The sequence below is a fragment of the Pseudomonas sp. S10E 269 genome (genome assembly GCF_002798465.1).
Taxonomy (GTDB): Bacteria; Pseudomonadota; Gammaproteobacteria; order Pseudomonadales; family Pseudomonadaceae; genus Aquipseudomonas; species Aquipseudomonas pergaminensis.
Genome location: NZ_PHIJ01000001.1, coordinates 2,814,542 through 2,830,091, shown reverse-complemented (window position 1 = coordinate 2,830,091; position 15,550 = coordinate 2,814,542). Strand labels below are relative to the sequence as shown.

Here is a 15,550-nt window from a genome sequence, read left to right as displayed (position 1 = left end):
CCTGCTCTTTATGCCGCACTGAACAACTTATGCGGATCAATCACAAACTTCTTCGGCACACCCGCATCGAACTCGCCATACCCACGCGGCGCGTCGTCCAGGCTGATCACCTGCACACCGACGATCTCGGCAATGTTGATACGGTCCCACATGATCGCCTGCATCAACGCGCGGTTGTACTTCATCACCGGGGTCTGGCCGGTGTGGAAGCTGTGGGACTTGGCCCAGCCCAGGCCGAAGCGGATGCTCAGGCTGCCCATTTTTGCCGCAGCGTCCACAGCACCCGGATCTTCGGTGACGTACAGGCCAGGGATACCGATCTTGCCCGCCACGCGCACCACGCCCATCAGGGAGTTGAGCACGGTGGCCGGGGCTTCCGCCTTGACGCCTTCATGACCATGACCACGGGCTTCGAAGCCCACGGCATCGACGGCGCAGTCCACTTCCGGCTCACCCAGCAGTGCGGCGATCTGTTCGTGCAGCGGGGTGTCCTGGGACAGGTCGGCAATCTCGAAGCCCTGGGCCTTGGCGTGGGCCAGGCGGATCGGGTTGACGTCACCGATGATCACCACTGCCGCACCCAACAGGCGCGCCGATGCCGCCGCCGCCAAGCCCACAGGGCCGGCACCGGCGATATAAACTGTGCTACCTGGGCCAACGCCGGCAGTGACGGCGCCGTGGTAGCCGGTGGGGAGAATGTCGGAGAGGCAGGTCAGGTCGCGGATTTTCTCCATGGCCTTGTCGCGGTCCGGCAGTTTGAGCAGGTTGAAGTCGGCGTACGGCACCAGCACGTACTCGGCCTGGCCACCGGTCCAGTCGCCCATGTCGACGTAGCCGTAGGCGCCACCGGCACGGGCCGGGTTGACGGTGAGGCATACGCCGGTGTGCTGCTCCTTGCAGGAACGGCAGCGGCCGCACGCCACGTTGAAGGGTACGGAAACCAGGTCGCCGATCTTCAGGTTTTCGACGTCGCTGCCCTTCTCGATCACTTCACCGGTGATTTCATGACCGAGCACCAGGCCGGTCTGGGCAGTGGTGCGGCCACGCACCATGTGTTGGTCGGAGCCGCAGATGTTGGTGGAGACCACGCGCAGGATGACGCCGTGCTCAATCTTCCTGCCACGGGGGTCCTGCATTTTGGGATAGTCGATTTTCTGTACTTCGACCTTGCCGTTGCCGAGATACACGACACCACGATTACCAGACATGCTTTCACCTCGCTGTTGTTTTTATGGAACCGCGTTGCCCGTTTGGGTGGGCACCGCGTTAAGTGCTCGGGTTACAGATGCTGTTTTTGCGTTGTTTGTAAGGGCCTCATCGCGGGCAAGCCCGGCTCCCACATTTTGATCTATGAACACATTCAAAAATGTGGGAGCTGGCTTGCCTGCGATAGCGATCTAAAGAACGACCGTGCGATTGGCGTTCAAAAACACCCGCCGCTCAATGTGATACCCAACGGCCCGGGCCAACGTCAGCCCTTCGATATCGCGCCCCTTGGCAATCAAATCCTCGGGGTAGTGACTGTGATCGACCACCTCCACACCCTGGGCAATGATCGGGCCTTCATCCAGATCGTTGTTGATGTAATGCGCCGTGGCCCCCACCAACTTCACGCCCTTGTTGTACGCCTGGTGATACGGCTTGGCGCCCTTGAACCCCGGCAGCAACGAGTGGTGAATGTTGATGGCCTTGCCATCCAGCTTGCGGCACAGCTCCGGCGACAGCACTTGCATGTAGCGCGCAAGGATCACCAATTCCGCGCCGGTGTCTTCCACCACTTGCCACACCTGACGCTCCTGGGACGGTTTGTCGTTGGGGTCGAGGGGGAAATGGTAGTAGGGAATTTGGTGCCAGTCGGCCAAAGGTTTCAAATCGGGGTGGTTGGACACCACCGCGACCACGTCCATCGACAGTTGGCCGATACGCTGGCGGTACAGCAGGTCGTTCAGGCAGTGATCGGCCTTGGAGACCATGATCACCACTTTTGGCCGGTAGTTTGGCGCGGTGAGTTCGAAGATCATGCCGAAGGCCTCGCCACGGGTGGCCAGGCCATCGCGGAAGGCCTGCTCGTCAAAACCCTCGGGTTGGCGGAACTCCACGCGGATGAAAAACCGGCCCGAAAGCCGGTCATCGAACGAGTGGTGCTCGGTAACGTAGCAGCCCTGCTCGAACAGGTAGCGGGTGACCGCGTCCACCGTGCCGAGCACGCTGGGGCAGTCGGCGGTCAAAATCCATGTATCGGGTGCGCGGCTCATGGGGTATTCCTCAGGCTTGGATGCTCAGGCCGAATTCGGCGGATGCATCCTGCAGCCACAACCACCAGTAGTCCGAGAAGCTGCGACGAATCACCAGCTCCCAAGTGTCTTCAGCCGTGTGGCGGATCACCAGTTGCGACTTGGCGAACACCGTGCCCACCGCCTTGCCCACCGGGAAGTTGTTGGGGTGCACGTCGTAGCTGGTGGATTTCATCAACACATCGCGCACATTCGGGCCGCTGAGTTCGAGGATCTGCTGGCCGCCGCTGACGTTGACGACCTGGATGTGCAACTCACCCAACGCGGCACGCAGGTTTTGCTCAGCGGCGAATTCTTCACCGCTTGGCACGATCAGCAACCACTCATCCGGGCCGAGCCACTGCAGGCTGATTTCACCCTTGACGATCACTTGCAAGGCGCCGGGCAATTCGATGCCCAGGGCCTTGTGCACGCCCGCAGCGAAGGCTGCATCGTGGCCATCGCCACGAATGGTCAGGTGGCCCAGGAGTTTCTTTTCACGCACGGTCACGCCGGCGTTCTTGCGACCCTTGCCGACCAGGCTGGCGAGGTCGGCATGGTGCAGCGACGACTCGGCCTTGGCGCCGGTGGTGGGACGTTGTTGGTAAACATTGGCTGCTGTCATAAAGCACCTGTTTGAATGCTGTGGTGTCTGTTCTGGCCTCATCGGGGGCAAGCCCCCCTCCCACATTTTTGAATTGTGAATCGATTCAAATGTGGGAGCTGGCTTGCCTGCGATGCAGGCACCTCGGTCTGTCAGATGTTCTGGCGATCGCCTTTCGGGTCGAAGAACACCGAGGACACAATCTCCGCCTCGATCACGCTGCCATCCGCTTGCGGTGAGAACACCCGCTCGCCGATGCGCTTCAAGCCACCCTTCACCACCGCCATCGCAAACGAATAACCCAGGGAGTTATGCGCATAGCTCGATGTCACGTGGCCGACCATCTTCATCGGGATCGACTGCTTCGGATCGAACACCAACTGCGCGCCTTCCGGCAGCCATACTTTCGGATCGACCGGCTTGAGGCCCACCAGTTGCTTGCGCTCTTCGCGCACGCAGTCTTCACGGTTCATGCCGCGCCAGCCGATCCACGAGAACGGCTTGGTGCGGCCGACGCACCAGCCCATGTTCAGGTCGTCCGGGGTCATCGACCCGTCGGTGTCCTGGCCGACGATGATGAAGCCCTTCTCGGCCCGCAGCACGTGCATGGTTTCGGTGCCGTACGGGGTCAGGTTGTACTTTTGGCCGGCCGCGACGATCTGTTCCAGCACGCCCATGGCGTAGTCGGCCTGCACGTTGACTTCGTACGACAGCTCACCGGTAAACGAGATACGGAACACCCGCGCCGGTACGCCACCCACCAGGCCTTCTTTCCAGGTCATGAACGGGAAGCCGTCCTTGTCCAGGTCGATATCGGTGACTTCCGCCAGCAGCTTGCGGCTGTTGGGGCCGGACAGGGTCATGGTCGCCCAGTGGTCGGTGACCGAGGTGAAGTACACCTTGAGGTCTGGCCATTCGGTCTGTTGGTAGATTTCCAGCCATTGCAGCACACGAGCAGCGCCGCCGGTGGTGGTGGTCATCAGGAAATGGTTGTCGGCGAGACAGGCGGTCACGCCGTCATCGAAGACCATGCCGTCTTCCTTGCACATCAGGCCGTAGCGCGCCTTGCCCACATCGAGCTTGGTCCAGGCGTTGGTGTAGATGCGGTTGAGGAATTCGCGCGCGTCCGGGCCCTGGATGTCGATCTTGCCGAGGGTCGACGCGTCCAACAGGCCGACGCTGTCACGCACGGCCAGGCATTCGCGTTTGACGGCGGCGTGCAGGTCTTCACCGTTGCGTGGGAAGTACCAAGGGCGTTTCCACTGGCCGACGTCTTCAAACTCGGCGCCGTTCTTCACGTGCCAGGCGTGCAGCGCGGTGTAGCGCACCGGTTCGAAGATGTGCCCACAGTGACGGCCCGCTACCGCGCCGAAGGTGACCGGCGTGTAGTTGGGACGGAACATGGTGGTGCCCATCTGCGGGATGGTCACGTTCAGCGAGCGCGCGGCAATCGCCAGGCCGTTGACGTTGCCCAACTTGCCCTGGTCGGTGCCGAAACCCAACGCGGTGTAGCGTTTGACGTGCTCGACCGACTCGAAACCTTCGCGGGTCGCCAGTTCGATGGCGGCGGCAGTCACGTCGTTTTGCAGGTCGACAAATTGCTTCGGCGCCCGTGCGGTTGGCTTGTCGTGCGGCACTTGGTAGATCGCCAACGTCGGCTCTTCCAAGCGGCTCAGGGCTTTCGGCAAGGTGCCTTCCACCGGGGCAAAACCGGCTTCGCTGGCCGCGCGCACACCGCCTTCAAAACCGTCTGCCAGGGAATCGCCAAGGCCATAGACGCCGTTGATACCGCCGACGCACACGCGTTTCTGCGGGGCTTCACCGGGCACAAAACCGAGGATGTCTTCACGCCAGGTCGGCTTGCCGCCCAGGTGCGAAGCCAGGTGGACCACTGGGCTGTAGCCGCCAGAGCTGGCGACCAGATCGCAATCCAGCCACTCGCCTGGGCTGGTGACTTTGTGCGCTTTCACATCAATCGCAGCGACGCGGGCGGCGGTGACGTGCTTGCTGCCGCGAGCCTCGATCACAGCGCTGCCGGTGAGGATTCGAATACCTTTGGCGCGGGCTTCTTCAACCAGTGCGCCGCGTGGGTTGTGGCGTACATCAGCCACGGCCACCACTTGCAGGCCGGCGTCGAGCCAGTCCAGCGCAACGCGGTAGGCGTGATCGTTGTTGGTCGACAGCACCAATTTCTTGCCCGGCGCCACGCCATAGCGACGCACGTAGGTAGAAACCGCACCGGCCAGCATGTTGCCCGGCACGTCGTTGTTGCCGTACACCAGCGGGCGCTCACACGCACCGGTCGCCAGCACCACGCGCTTGGCGCGCACGCGGTGGATACGCTGGCGCACCACGCCAATCGGCGCACGGTCACCGAGGTGATCGGTGAGGCGCTCGTGAATGGTCAGGAAGTTATGGTCGTGGTAGCCGTTGACGGTGGCGCGGGGCAGCAACACTACGTCCGGCAGGGCCTTGAGTTCAGCGATCACGCTGGCAACCCATTCCGCAGCCGGCTTGCCGTCGAGGCTTTCACGCGAATCCAGCAGCGAACCGCCAAACTCTTCCTGCTCGTCAGCGAGGATCACACGGGCACCGCTGCGGGCGGCGGCCAGTGCGGCAGCCAAGCCCGCAGGGCCGGCGCCGACGACCAGCACGTCACAGTGACGGTTGAAGTTGTCGTAGGTGTCCGGGTCGTTCTCGGTCGGCGAGCGGCCAAGACCTGCTGCCTTACGGATGTACTTCTCGTAAGTCATCCAGAACGATTGCGGGTACATGAAGGTTTTGTAGTAGAAACCCGGTGGCATCAGCTTGCCGCCGACCTTGCCAAGAATGCCCATCACGTCAGTGTTGACGTTCGGCCAGCCGTTGGTGCTGGTGGCGACCAGGCCTTGGTACAGCGCCTGTTGCGTGGCGCGCACGTTGGGAATCTGGGTGGCTTCGGTGGCGCCGATCTGCAGCACCGCGTTCGGCTCTTCGGCGCCCGCAGCGAAGATGCCGCGAGGGCGCGAGTACTTGAAGCTGCGGCCGATGATGTCGACGCCGTTGGCCAGCAGGGCTGCAGCGAGCGTGTCACCTTCAAAACCTTTGTAGCTCTGGCCGTTGAAGGTAAACGTCAGGACTTTATTACGGTCGATCCGGCCACCGTTGGACAGGCGATTGGTCTGGCTCATACCTTCTCTCCAGAGGCCTTGGCGGTGAATTGTGGCTTCTCACCGATCTTGTAGGTTTCAAGAATTTCGTAGGTCAGGGTGTCGCGGGTCGCGTTGAAGTACTGGCGGCAACCGGCGGCGTGAATCCACAGTTCGTGGTGCAGCCCGCGGGGGTTGTCGCGGAAGAACATGTAGTCGCCCCACTCTTCATCGGTGCAGGCATTCGGGTCCAGCGGGCGCGGGATGTGCGCTTGGCCGGAGGCGTGGAATTCCTCTTCGGAGCGCAGTTCGCCACAGTGAGGACAGAAGATATGCAACATAGGGAATTTCTCCTGTTAGTGGGCGACGGCCGCAGCGCCGTGTTCGTCGATCAACGCACCGTTGTGGAAACGGTCGATGGAAAAAGGTGCCGCCAACGGGTGCATTTCACCCTTGGCCAGGCTGGCGGCAAACACGTTGCCTGAGCCCGGCGTGGCCTTGAAGCCACCGGTGCCCCAACCGCAGTTGAAGAACATGTTCGGCACGGGGGTCTTGGAGATGATCGGGCAGGCATCCGGCGTGGTGTCGACGATACCGCCCCACTGGCGGTTCATGCGCACGCGGGACAGCACCGGGAACATCTCGACGATGGCCTGGATGGTGTGTTCGATCACCGGGTACGAGCCGCGCTGGCCGTAGCCGTTGTAGCCGTCAATACCGGCGCCGATCACCAGGTCGCCCTTGTCGGACTGGCTGATGTAGCCGTGCACGGCGTTGGACATGATCACGCTGTCGATAATCGGCTTGATCGGCTCCGACACCAACGCTTGCAGCGGGTGGGACTCAATCGGCAGGCGGAAGCCCGCGAGCGACGCCATGTGCCCGGAGTTACCGGCAGTGACCACACCGACGCGCTTGGCGCCGATAAAGCCCTTGTTGGTTTCCACGCCGATGCACACACCGTTTTCCTTGCGAAAGCCGATCACTTCGGTCTGCTGGATCAAATCCACGCCGAGGGCGTCGGCGGCACGCGCAAAGCCCCAGGCCACGGCATCGTGACGGGCCACGCCGCCGCGACGTTGCACGGTGGCGCCGAGCACCGGGTAGCGGGTGTTTTTCGAGCAATCGAGGTACGGGATCTCGTCGGCCACTTGCTTGGCATTGAGCAATTCGCCGTCCACGCCGTTGAGGCGGTTGGCGCTCACACGGCGCTCGGAATCACGGATGTCTTGCAGGGTGTGGCACAGGTTGTACACGCCACGCTGGGAGAACATCACGTTGTAGTTCAGGTCCTGGGACAGGCCTTCCCACAGTTTCATCGCGTGTTCGTACAGGTGCGCCGACTCGTCCCACAGGTAGTTGGAACGCACGATGGTGGTGTTGCGCGCGGTGTTACCGCCGCCCAGCCAGCCTTTCTCGACCACGGCCACGTTGGTGATGCCGTGTTCCTTGGCCAGGTAGTAGGCGGTCGCCAGACCATGCCCGCCGCCACCGACGATGACCACGTCGTAGACCTTTTTAGGGGTCGGCGTGCGCCACATCTTCTGCCAGTTTTCGTGGTGGCTGAGTGAGTGCTTGAAGAGGCCGAAGCCCGAGTAGCGTTGCATAGTCATTACTCCAAAACCGCGCTCAGCGATAAACCGGGAAATCAGCGCACAGGGCAGACACGTGCTTGGCCACGTTGGCCTCGACGTCGGCGTCGCCGAGGTTGTCGAGGATGTCGCAGATCCAGCCGGCCAGTTCGATGCACTGCGGCACTTTGAAACCACGCGTGGTCACCGCCGGAGTGCCGATGCGCAGGCCCGAGGTCACGAAGGGCGACTGCGGATCATTCGGCACGGCGTTCTTGTTGACGGTGATGTGGGCGCGGCCGAGGGCGGCGTCCGCCTCTTTGCCGGTGAGGCCCTGACGGATCAGGCTGACCAGGAACAGGTGGTTGTCGGTGCCGCCGGACACAACATCGTAGCCGCGTTTGATAAACACGCTGGCCATGGCCTGGGCGTTGTCGATCACTTGTTGCTGGTAGACCTTGAAGCCAGGTTCCTGGGCTTCCTTGAAGCACACGGCCTTGCCGGCGATCACGTGCATCAACGGGCCACCCTGGGCGCCGGGGAATACAGCAGCGTTGAGTTTCTTCTCGATTTCTTCGTTGGCCTTGGCCAGGATCAGGCCGCCACGGGGACCGCGCAGGGTCTTGTGGGTGGTGGTGGTGACCACATCGGCGTACGGCAGCGGGTTCGGGTACAGGCCGGCGGCGACCAGGCCGGCGACGTGGGCCATGTCGACGAACAGCAGCGCACCGACCTTGTCGGCGATGGCGCGAAAGCGTGGGAAATCCAGGGTCTTGGAGTAGGCGGAAAAACCGGCCACGACCATTTTAGGTTTGTGTTCCACCGCCAGGCGTTCGACTTCGTCGTAGTCGATCAGGCCGGTGTCGGTGTTGATGCCGTACTGCACGGCGTTGTAAAGCTTGCCCGAGGACGACACCTTGGCGCCGTGGGTCAGGTGGCCGCCGTGGGCCAGGCTCATGCCGAGGACGGTGTCACCGGCGTTCAACAGGGCCAGGTACACCGCGCTGTTGGCGGAAGAACCGGAGTGCGGCTGCACGTTGGCGTAATCGGCGCCGAACAATTGCTTGGCGCGTTCGATGGCCAGGGCTTCGACCTTGTCCACATGCTCGCAGCCACCGTAGTAGCGCTTGCCCGGGTAGCCTTCGGCGTATTTGTTGGTGAGGCCGCTGCCCTGGGCTTCCATCACGCGTTTGCTGGTGTAGTTCTCTGACGCGATCAGCTCGATATGATCTTCCTGACGCTGCTCTTCGGCATTCATGGCCGCCAGCAGTGCGTCGTCATATCCCTGGATCTGGTCTTTTTTGCTGAACATCGCGTCTCTCCCAGCCTTTCGTATTGTTGAGGCCCGTGCAGGGCCCTTTGATGCGATGGTAGGGCTGGCGCAGACAGGTCAAATGCCTACGGACGCCACGCAAAGGTGCGTTTACGACATGGAATGAATTCTGCGACTCAGGCAAGGCTGTGGCGCAAGGCCAGCAGCAGCAGGAAATGCGCGGGATAGAGGGCATACGCCCAGCGGCGCATAGGCGGCGGGGAGGCATTTTTGGCATGTCGCAACAGGACCAGGCCGAGTGTTGGCGCAATCAGACAAGTGGCCAATCCCGCCAACGCGACAGGGGAGCCACTAGCGAGCAGAACCTGCCATTGATTGGCCGCGACGCAGACCACGCCCGGCAATACGCTGAAATACCAGGGACGACGGAACACCAGCAGCATCGCCAGTGGCAGCAATACACCGAAAAAACCGAACATCAGCTGCGTGGAAAACACCGCGGCAATCGTGGCCGCGATCAGCGCCAGTCCGCGATCAAAAAGCACTTTCTGCTGCCATCCTCGGGCAATAAGCAAGCCCAACGCCAACGTCGGCAATACGTTCAATGTATCGGCATCATCGATAAAAAGTCGGTACGGCACTTCGCTGATTACGCTGAACAGCAACAGCCAGCCCAGATACCGCCACTGGCCGGTGACAGGTGAGTTTTTCGCCCGATGCAGGTTCGCCGCAATCGCCAGGCAAAACCACGGAAACGCCAGGCGCCCCGGCACATACAGGCCATCCAGGCTCAAACCGACATACCGCAGGTGGTCCAGCACCATGCTCAACAGCGCCAGCCACTTGAGCAGATCCAGAGCGCCATCACGGACGCGTCCGACAGGAATCGTTTGAGTACCGTGCATAATTCCCCAGTGACTTTGCATTTACAGTGCGTGCGCACCCGCAACAATCTTGGTTACAGTGCGCACCAACATCGACCACAGGAATGGGCCATGACCGACAAGAGCCAACAATTCGCCAGTGACAACTATTCCGGCATCTGCCCGGAAGCCTGGGCCGCCATGGAACAAGCCAACCAGGGCCATCAACGCGCCTATGGCGATGATGAATGGACCCACCGCGCCGCCGACGGTTTCCGCAACCTGTTTGAAACCGACTGCGAAGTGTTCTTTGCCTTCAACGGCACTGCTGCCAACTCCCTGGCGTTGTCTTCGCTGTGCCAGAGCTACCATAGCGTGATTTGCTCGGAAACTGCCCACGTCGAAACCGACGAATGCGGCGCGCCGGAGTTTTTCTCCAACGGCTCCAAGCTGCTCACCGCCCGCACCGAAAACGGCAAGCTGACCCCCGAGTCGATCCGTGAGATCGCCCTCAAGCGCCAGGACATCCACTACCCGAAACCGCGCGTAGTCACGCTCACCCAAGCCACCGAAGTCGGCAGCGTGTACACCCCGGAAGAAATCCGCGCCATCAGCGTGACCTGCAAAGAGCTGGGTCTGAACCTGCACATGGACGGCGCGCGCTTCTCCAACGCCTGTGCATTCCTCGGCTGCTCGCCGGCGGACCTGACCTGGAAAGCCGGCGTGGACGTGCTGTGCTTTGGCGGCACCAAGAACGGCATGGCCGTGGGCGAAGCGATCCTGTTCTTCAATCACGAGCTCGCCGAAGACTTCGATTACCGCTGCAAACAGGCCGGCCAACTGGCCTCGAAAATGCGCTTCCTGTCTGCCCCTTGGGTAGGCCTGCTGGAAAACGACGCCTGGCTCAAGCACGCCCGCCACGCCAACCACTGCGCGCAACTGCTGAGCAGCCTTGTGGCAGATATTCCCGGCGTGGAACTGATGTTCCCGGTGCAGGCCAACGGTGTGTTCCTGCAACTCTCGGAACCAGCCATTGCGGCGCTGACCGCCAAGGGCTGGCGCTTCTACACCTTCATCGGCAAAGGCGGCGCGCGCTTTATGTGTGCGTGGGACACCGAGGAAGAGCGTGTAAGAGAATTGGCGGCGGATATTCGGAAAGTGATGGAGGCCTGAAACCACGGGCCTTCCAGCGGTGTTGCAGAGACTGTTTGTACGTATTTCTGACAGTATCTATCTACCCCCTGCGTTGGATAGGATTTCGTCACCCCGAACACACGGACGCGTTACTTCGGGGTTGACTGCCTGCCGAATGATCGGTCGGAAATGGAAATCCAGCAGAGGGTTACATCATGGAATATCAGAACAACGGCAACACCCTGCAAAGCGACGGCACGATCAGCACCACCGTCATTGATTGGGATGAATTCAGGAAACACGCAAAAGTCGGTGACACCATCCGAGAGCCGTCAAAGACATTGAGGATCTACGAAAAAGCCTATGAATTGACAGCATCAGGCCAGCACTTTGTAGTCCATATCTACGCCCAATGCCCGTTAGCGCCTAAGACCCGCGCCGCAGACTCATGACCTGCAACGCGGGACTGTTGATCGTTCCCACGCTCTGTGTACTTACCCATGACACCCCCAAAGGTTGTGTCCAACCTTTGGGGGTCAGTTCACTGCGTGGGAACGATCATTGGTCAGAACTCGATGCGCACATCACCCTTCGGCACACTGCAGCACGACAGGATGTAGCCTTCGGCTTCGTCTTCCTCGGTGATCCCGCCGTTGTGGTCCATCTCGACCTCCCCGCCCAGCTTCATCACTTTGCACGTGCCACAGATGCCCATGCCGCAGGCTTTCGGGATCAGCAGTCCAAGCTTCGCAGCAGCGGCATGCACGGTTTCGCCCGGTGCCACGCGAATGCTCTTGCCCGAGGCAATGAATTCCACCTGATGCAGGTCCGCCAAGTCGATTTCCGGCGCATCGGCGGCTTGTTCGGCCTGCTCCACCGCGTCTGCACGGGCTTCCGGCGGCGTGGCGCCGAAGGACTCCTCGTGATACCGCGCCATGTCGAAACCGGCCGCTTCGAGCAGGCGCTTCACCGCGTTCATGTACGGCGTAGGCCCGCAGCAGAACACTTCGCGCTCCAGGAAGTCCGGCACCATCAGTTCGAGCATCTTGTGGTTCAGGTAACCGCGATAGCCGGCCCATGGCTCACCCAACCCATGTTTCTCGCAAATCAGGTGCAGGCTGAAGTTGTCGATTCGCGACGCCATGTGCTCCAGCTCGCGGTGGTAGATGATGTCCTTGGGCGAGCGCGCGCTGTGGATAAACGTCATATCGACGTTGGCGTTGGTGTCGTAGAACCAACGGGCCATGGACATCACCGGCGTGATGCCGACGCCGCCGCTGAGGTACAGCACCTTCGGGCTCGGATAGTCGATGGCATTGAACAGACCTACCGGCCCGTGCACCGCCAGTTCCTCGCCTTCGTGCAGGGTGTCGTGCAGCCAGTTCGAGACTTTGCCACCCGGCACGCGCTTGATCGTCACCGAAAAGCTGTAGGGCACCGATGGCGAGCTGGAAATGGTGTAGGAACGCATGATCGGCTGACCGTCGATTTCCAGCTCCAGGGTGACGAACTGCCCCGGCTTGAAAAAGAACAGGATCGGCTGGTCGGCCATGAAACAGAACGTGCGCACGTCCCAGGTTTCCTGGATGACTTTGACGCAACGGACAATGTGCCGACCATTGGCCCAGGTCTGGGTGGTTACCGGATTCAGGAAATTGCTGGACATGTTGTTCTCCACCGCCGACATCGGCCTTATGGTGGCGATTCTGCGTAACGCAAGAACCACCCATTTACCTATCTGCGACATTCACATACTTATCGCGACCAGCCCCCAACGACCTAGGGTTGCGCGTCGGGATCAGATTGGGCCATGTCGCCCATGGATAAGGTTCGGCGCATCAGCGGCCCCACACTCGCTCCCAACACAGACGCTTTCTTTACGCCTTGCTGCAAACCTGATTAGCCACTTATCTCGGCCACACAGAATGGCCATGAGGACACACACGATGGACGTCACCGCAACCTTAAGCTTGGGCGATCCGCTGGAACCCGCACGCAAGGCCACCGCGCAAATGCTGCAAGAGCGCGAGCGCACGTTTTCGCTGCCACAGCCGTTCTACTCTGATGAGCGGTTGTTTGATATCGACATGCAGGAGATCTTCCAGAAAGAGTGGCTGATCGCTGGCATGACTTGCGAGATCCCCACCAAGGGCAACTACCTGACCCTGCAAGTGGGCAAGAACCCGATCATCGTGATCCGTGGCGCCGAAGGTGTGGTGCATGCCTTCCACAACGTGTGCCGCCACCGTGGCTCGCGCTTGTGCACCAGCGACAAGGGCAAGGTCGCCAAACTCGTGTGCCACTACCACCAGTGGACCTACGAGCTGGACGGTCGCCTGCTGTTCGCCGGCACCGAGATGGGCGCCGACTTCGACATGAAGCAGTACGGCCTGAAGCCTGTGAATGTGAAGACCGCTGGCGGCTACATCTTCATCAGCCTGTCGGAGAACCCGCCGGCCATCGATGACTTCCTGTCGACGCTCAACCACTACATGGAACCGTACGACATGGAGAACACCAAGGTGGCGGTGCAAACCACCTTGATGGAAAAAGCCAACTGGAAGCTGGTGCTGGAAAACAACCGCGAGTGCTACCACTGCAATGCGTCGCACCCGGAATTGTTGAAAACCCTGCTGGAATGGGACGACGTTACCGACCCGCGCGCCGACCAGGCCTTCAGGGATCACGTCGCCGCCTCCGCCGCCGCCTGGGATGCCGAGAAGATTCCTTACGCCCACGCCAGCTTCGGCCTGCGTAACCGTATCGTGCGCATGCCGCTGCTCAAGGGCACCGTGTCGATGACGATGGACGGCAAGCAGGGCTGCGCCAAACTCATGGGCCGCATCAAGAACCCGGACCTGGGCTCGATGCGTATCCTGCACCTGCCCCACTCCTGGAACCACTGCATGGGCGACCACATCATTGTGTTCACCGTGTGGCCGATCAGCGCCCAGGAGACCATGGTCACCACCAAGTGGCTGGTGCACAAGGACGCCGTGGAAGGCGTGGACTACGACCCGGCGCGCATGCGCGAAGTGTGGGACGCCACCAACGACCAGGACCGTCGCCTGGCCGAAGAGAACCAGCGCGGCATCAACTCCACCGCCTACCAGCCTGGCCCGTACTCCAAGACCTATGAGTTTGGCGTGGTGAACTTTGTGGACTGGTACAGCGAGCGCATGCTGAGCAACCTGGGCGCCGCCCCCGCGCCGTACCTCAAGGGCGTTGCGGTTCACGAATAACCCCCACCCCCGTAGGAGCCGGCAAGCCGGTTCCTACGGGGGTGCGTTGTTCAAGAATTGATCGATAGCGTTCTAAGCCTGTCTTTACCTGCCCTCCAGCCTTTACCCAACAACTTATCCACAAAGCCACCCACAGCAATTGTGGGCAAGTACGTCTCCCGCCCGAAATTAAATCAAGAAAATCCGTGACTTATTCAAATGAATCGGTTTGAACACTCATTGATCACTTATTAACCAACACATCGAAAGCCCCGTAATACGTGGCGTGTAGCGGTACGCGAACACCTTATCCACAGAAGCACCAACAGACTTTGGGGGCAACTTAAACAGTGCTGTGGAAAACCACCTCAAACCTTCATAAATCGTGGTTTGCAGGAATTTTAATCAGCAAAAAAGCCAAATTGGTCAGATTTTAATCAATCCTTTGAAAGCCTTTATTTATAAGGCCTGCAGCTGAGAGCGAACACGTTATCCACAGAAGCGCCAACAGAGTATGGGGGCAAGTCCGCCAGGTAAACTGCACAGGCACAGCAAAAAACCCAAGTAAAAACCGTCAGTTAGCCTGGTTATTTTTCGTACAGAGGGCTGCAGGGCTTGATTTGCAGGGGGTGTGGACAACCGCGAACAGGTTATCCACAGACGGGTCAACAGGGATTGTGGGTAAGCCACCCACACGCCCCTTCAATCAGCGAACGACGCCTTCCTCAACCAGCAGCTTGAGAATCGCCTCGGCACCCGCTTGCGGGCTAAGGCCCTTCAGCACTTGCCCGCCGCCGCCACTGGCCTTGGCCGTGGCGGCCTTCATACGGTCCGCACCGCTCTTGGCCTTGATCACCTTGAGGCGCTTGGGCCGTGGCTTGGCCGGCTGCAGCACGGCGCCTGTGAATAACTCGTCTTGTTCGATTTCAACTTCATGGGCCGCCAACTCACCGCGTTGCGCCGGGCCATAGGCGCTCTGCCGGGGTTTGGGCGCGGCGTTATCCACCGTCGCCAGGAACGGCAAGCGTACCTTCAGGCGTCGCCGCTGGCCGCGTGGCAAGGCTTGCAGCACATGGGCCACGCCGCCGTCGATGGATTCCACCTGCGCCAGCCCCACGATCAGCGGCCAGCCCAATTGCTCGGCCAGCAGGAACGGCAACATGCCCGAGCCTTCACCGGTTTCGGCCTGGCTGCCGGCGAGCACCACCTGGGCACCCGCATCGCGCAGGTACTCGCTGAGCACCGGCAACGCATCGCTGCCCGCCGGTTGCTCCAGCACATGCAATTGCGGCAGGCCCATGCCCAGGTAGCTGCGCAGGGTCGGTTCGGCGATGTTACCGGCGTGCAGCACCTGCAACTTATCCCCAGCCATTTGCAGGCCCAACTCCACGGCTCGCGCATCCTGCTCGGCACGGCGCGGGCGCCCGGAAGTCGGGTGGGCGCCGATGGACACCAGGCTGATTACATTCGTGGACATGGCCAT

At 61.0% G+C, this 15,550-nt stretch carries 13 protein-coding genes; 3 read left to right on the top strand and 10 right to left on the bottom strand.

The genetic code is table 11. The features are described 5' to 3' along the window. Nucleotides 1–8: 8 nt before the first annotated feature. The 8 genes from fdhA to CWC48_RS13030 all read right to left on the bottom strand — a co-directional run bounded on the left by fdhA (nucleotide 9) and on the right by CWC48_RS13030 (nucleotide 9,754). A complete protein-coding gene (fdhA, locus tag CWC48_RS13065; protein WP_078050476.1) occupies nucleotides 9–1,208 on the bottom strand; it encodes a formaldehyde dehydrogenase, glutathione-independent in 1,200 nt (399 codons plus the stop codon). Nucleotides 1,209–1,397: 189 nt separating this feature from the next. Continuing rightward, nucleotides 1,398–2,255 (bottom strand): formyltetrahydrofolate deformylase, encoded by an 858-nt coding sequence (gene purU, locus CWC48_RS13060; RefSeq protein ID WP_099493074.1) that lies wholly within the window; start codon nucleotides 2,253–2,255, stop codon nucleotides 1,398–1,400. A 10-nt stretch (nucleotides 2,256–2,265) separates the two neighbouring features. Continuing rightward, on the bottom strand, nucleotides 2,266–2,898 hold the full coding sequence (locus CWC48_RS13055) for a sarcosine oxidase subunit gamma (RefSeq protein WP_100491986.1): 633 nt from the start codon (nucleotides 2,896–2,898) through the stop codon (nucleotides 2,266–2,268). A gap of 131 nt (nucleotides 2,899–3,029) precedes the next feature. Continuing rightward, nucleotides 3,030–6,047: a sarcosine oxidase subunit alpha gene (locus CWC48_RS13050; protein ID WP_078050479.1), complete on the bottom strand. Its 3,018-nt coding sequence runs from the start codon at nucleotides 6,045–6,047 to the stop codon at nucleotides 3,030–3,032. After that, nucleotides 6,044–6,346, bottom strand: coding sequence for a sarcosine oxidase subunit delta (locus CWC48_RS13045; protein WP_010207083.1), 303 nt, complete (start codon nucleotides 6,344–6,346; stop codon nucleotides 6,044–6,046). Before CWC48_RS13045 ends, CWC48_RS13050 begins: the two co-directional genes overlap by 4 nt. 15 nt (nucleotides 6,347–6,361) lie before the next feature. Next, the gene (locus CWC48_RS13040) at nucleotides 6,362–7,612 is read right to left on the bottom strand and encodes a sarcosine oxidase subunit beta (RefSeq protein WP_010207084.1); all 1,251 of its coding nucleotides are present in this window, start codon (nucleotides 7,610–7,612) and stop codon (nucleotides 6,362–6,364) included. Nucleotides 7,613–7,634: 22 nt separating this feature from the next. Continuing rightward, nucleotides 7,635–8,888, bottom strand: a complete 1,254-nt coding sequence (gene glyA, locus CWC48_RS13035; protein WP_100491985.1) for a serine hydroxymethyltransferase — start codon at nucleotides 8,886–8,888, stop codon at nucleotides 7,635–7,637. Nucleotides 8,889–9,025: 137 nt separating this feature from the next. Further along, entirely contained in the window at nucleotides 9,026–9,754 is a 729-nt protein-coding gene (locus CWC48_RS13030; protein ID WP_100491984.1) for a TraX family protein, read from the bottom strand. Nucleotides 9,755–9,844: 90 nt separating this feature from the next. Here CWC48_RS13030 and CWC48_RS13025 point away from each other — a divergent pair, with 90 nt between their 5' ends. Both CWC48_RS13025 and CWC48_RS13020 read left to right on the top strand, forming a co-directional pair. Then, on the top strand, nucleotides 9,845–10,885 hold the full coding sequence (locus CWC48_RS13025; protein ID WP_078050483.1) for a low specificity L-threonine aldolase: 1,041 nt from the start codon (nucleotides 9,845–9,847) through the stop codon (nucleotides 10,883–10,885). A 176-nt stretch (nucleotides 10,886–11,061) separates the two neighbouring features. Beyond that, on the top strand, nucleotides 11,062–11,298 hold the full coding sequence (locus tag CWC48_RS13020; protein WP_100491983.1) for a hypothetical protein: 237 nt from the start codon (nucleotides 11,062–11,064) through the stop codon (nucleotides 11,296–11,298). A gap of 113 nt (nucleotides 11,299–11,411) precedes the next feature. On the opposite strand, the gene gbcB is transcribed toward CWC48_RS13020, so the two are convergent. Then, a complete protein-coding gene (gbcB, locus tag CWC48_RS13015) occupies nucleotides 11,412–12,512 on the bottom strand; it encodes a glycine-betaine demethylase subunit GbcB (RefSeq protein WP_100491982.1) in 1,101 nt (366 codons plus the stop codon). A gap of 280 nt (nucleotides 12,513–12,792) precedes the next feature. On the opposite strand from gbcB, the gene gbcA reads away from it, so the two are divergent. Continuing rightward, the gene (gene gbcA, locus CWC48_RS13010) at nucleotides 12,793–14,088 is read left to right on the top strand and encodes a glycine-betaine demethylase subunit GbcA (RefSeq protein WP_100491981.1); all 1,296 of its coding nucleotides are present in this window, start codon (nucleotides 12,793–12,795) and stop codon (nucleotides 14,086–14,088) included. Nucleotides 14,089–14,773: 685 nt separating this feature from the next. On the opposite strand, the gene CWC48_RS13005 is transcribed toward gbcA, so the two are convergent. Then, nucleotides 14,774–15,544 (bottom strand): electron transfer flavoprotein subunit beta, encoded by a 771-nt coding sequence (locus CWC48_RS13005; RefSeq protein ID WP_078050487.1) that lies wholly within the window; start codon nucleotides 15,542–15,544, stop codon nucleotides 14,774–14,776. Between the last annotated feature and the right edge of the window lie 6 nt (nucleotides 15,545–15,550).

What these genes read in the sequence shown, in the direction of transcription:
- CWC48_RS13055 (WP_100491986.1), bottom strand. Translation starts at nt 2,898, where the DNA reads ATGACAGCAGCCAATGTTTACCAACAACGTCCCACCACCGGCGCCAAG.
- CWC48_RS13005 (WP_078050487.1), bottom strand. Translation starts at nt 15,544, where the DNA reads ATGTCCACGAATGTAATCAGCCTGGTGTCCATCGGCGCCCACCCGACT.
- CWC48_RS13025 (WP_078050483.1), top strand. Translation starts at nt 9,845, where the DNA reads ATGACCGACAAGAGCCAACAATTCGCCAGTGACAACTATTCCGGCATC.
- CWC48_RS13040 (WP_010207084.1), bottom strand. Translation starts at nt 7,612, where the DNA reads ATGCAACGCTACTCGGGCTTCGGCCTCTTCAAGCACTCACTCAGCCAC.
- gbcB (WP_100491982.1), bottom strand. Translation starts at nt 12,512, where the DNA reads ATGTCCAGCAATTTCCTGAATCCGGTAACCACCCAGACCTGGGCCAAT.
- CWC48_RS13030 (WP_100491984.1), bottom strand. Translation starts at nt 9,754, where the DNA reads ATGCACGGTACTCAAACGATTCCTGTCGGACGCGTCCGTGATGGCGCT.
- CWC48_RS13050 (WP_078050479.1), bottom strand. Translation starts at nt 6,047, where the DNA reads ATGAGCCAGACCAATCGCCTGTCCAACGGTGGCCGGATCGACCGTAAT.
- glyA (WP_100491985.1), bottom strand. Translation starts at nt 8,888, where the DNA reads ATGTTCAGCAAAAAAGACCAGATCCAGGGATATGACGACGCACTGCTG.
- purU (WP_099493074.1), bottom strand. Translation starts at nt 2,255, where the DNA reads ATGAGCCGCGCACCCGATACATGGATTTTGACCGCCGACTGCCCCAGC.
- CWC48_RS13045 (WP_010207083.1), bottom strand. Translation starts at nt 6,346, where the DNA reads ATGTTGCATATCTTCTGTCCTCACTGTGGCGAACTGCGCTCCGAAGAG.
- CWC48_RS13020 (WP_100491983.1), top strand. Translation starts at nt 11,062, where the DNA reads ATGGAATATCAGAACAACGGCAACACCCTGCAAAGCGACGGCACGATC.
- gbcA (WP_100491981.1), top strand. Translation starts at nt 12,793, where the DNA reads ATGGACGTCACCGCAACCTTAAGCTTGGGCGATCCGCTGGAACCCGCA.
- fdhA (WP_078050476.1), bottom strand. Translation starts at nt 1,208, where the DNA reads ATGTCTGGTAATCGTGGTGTCGTGTATCTCGGCAACGGCAAGGTCGAA.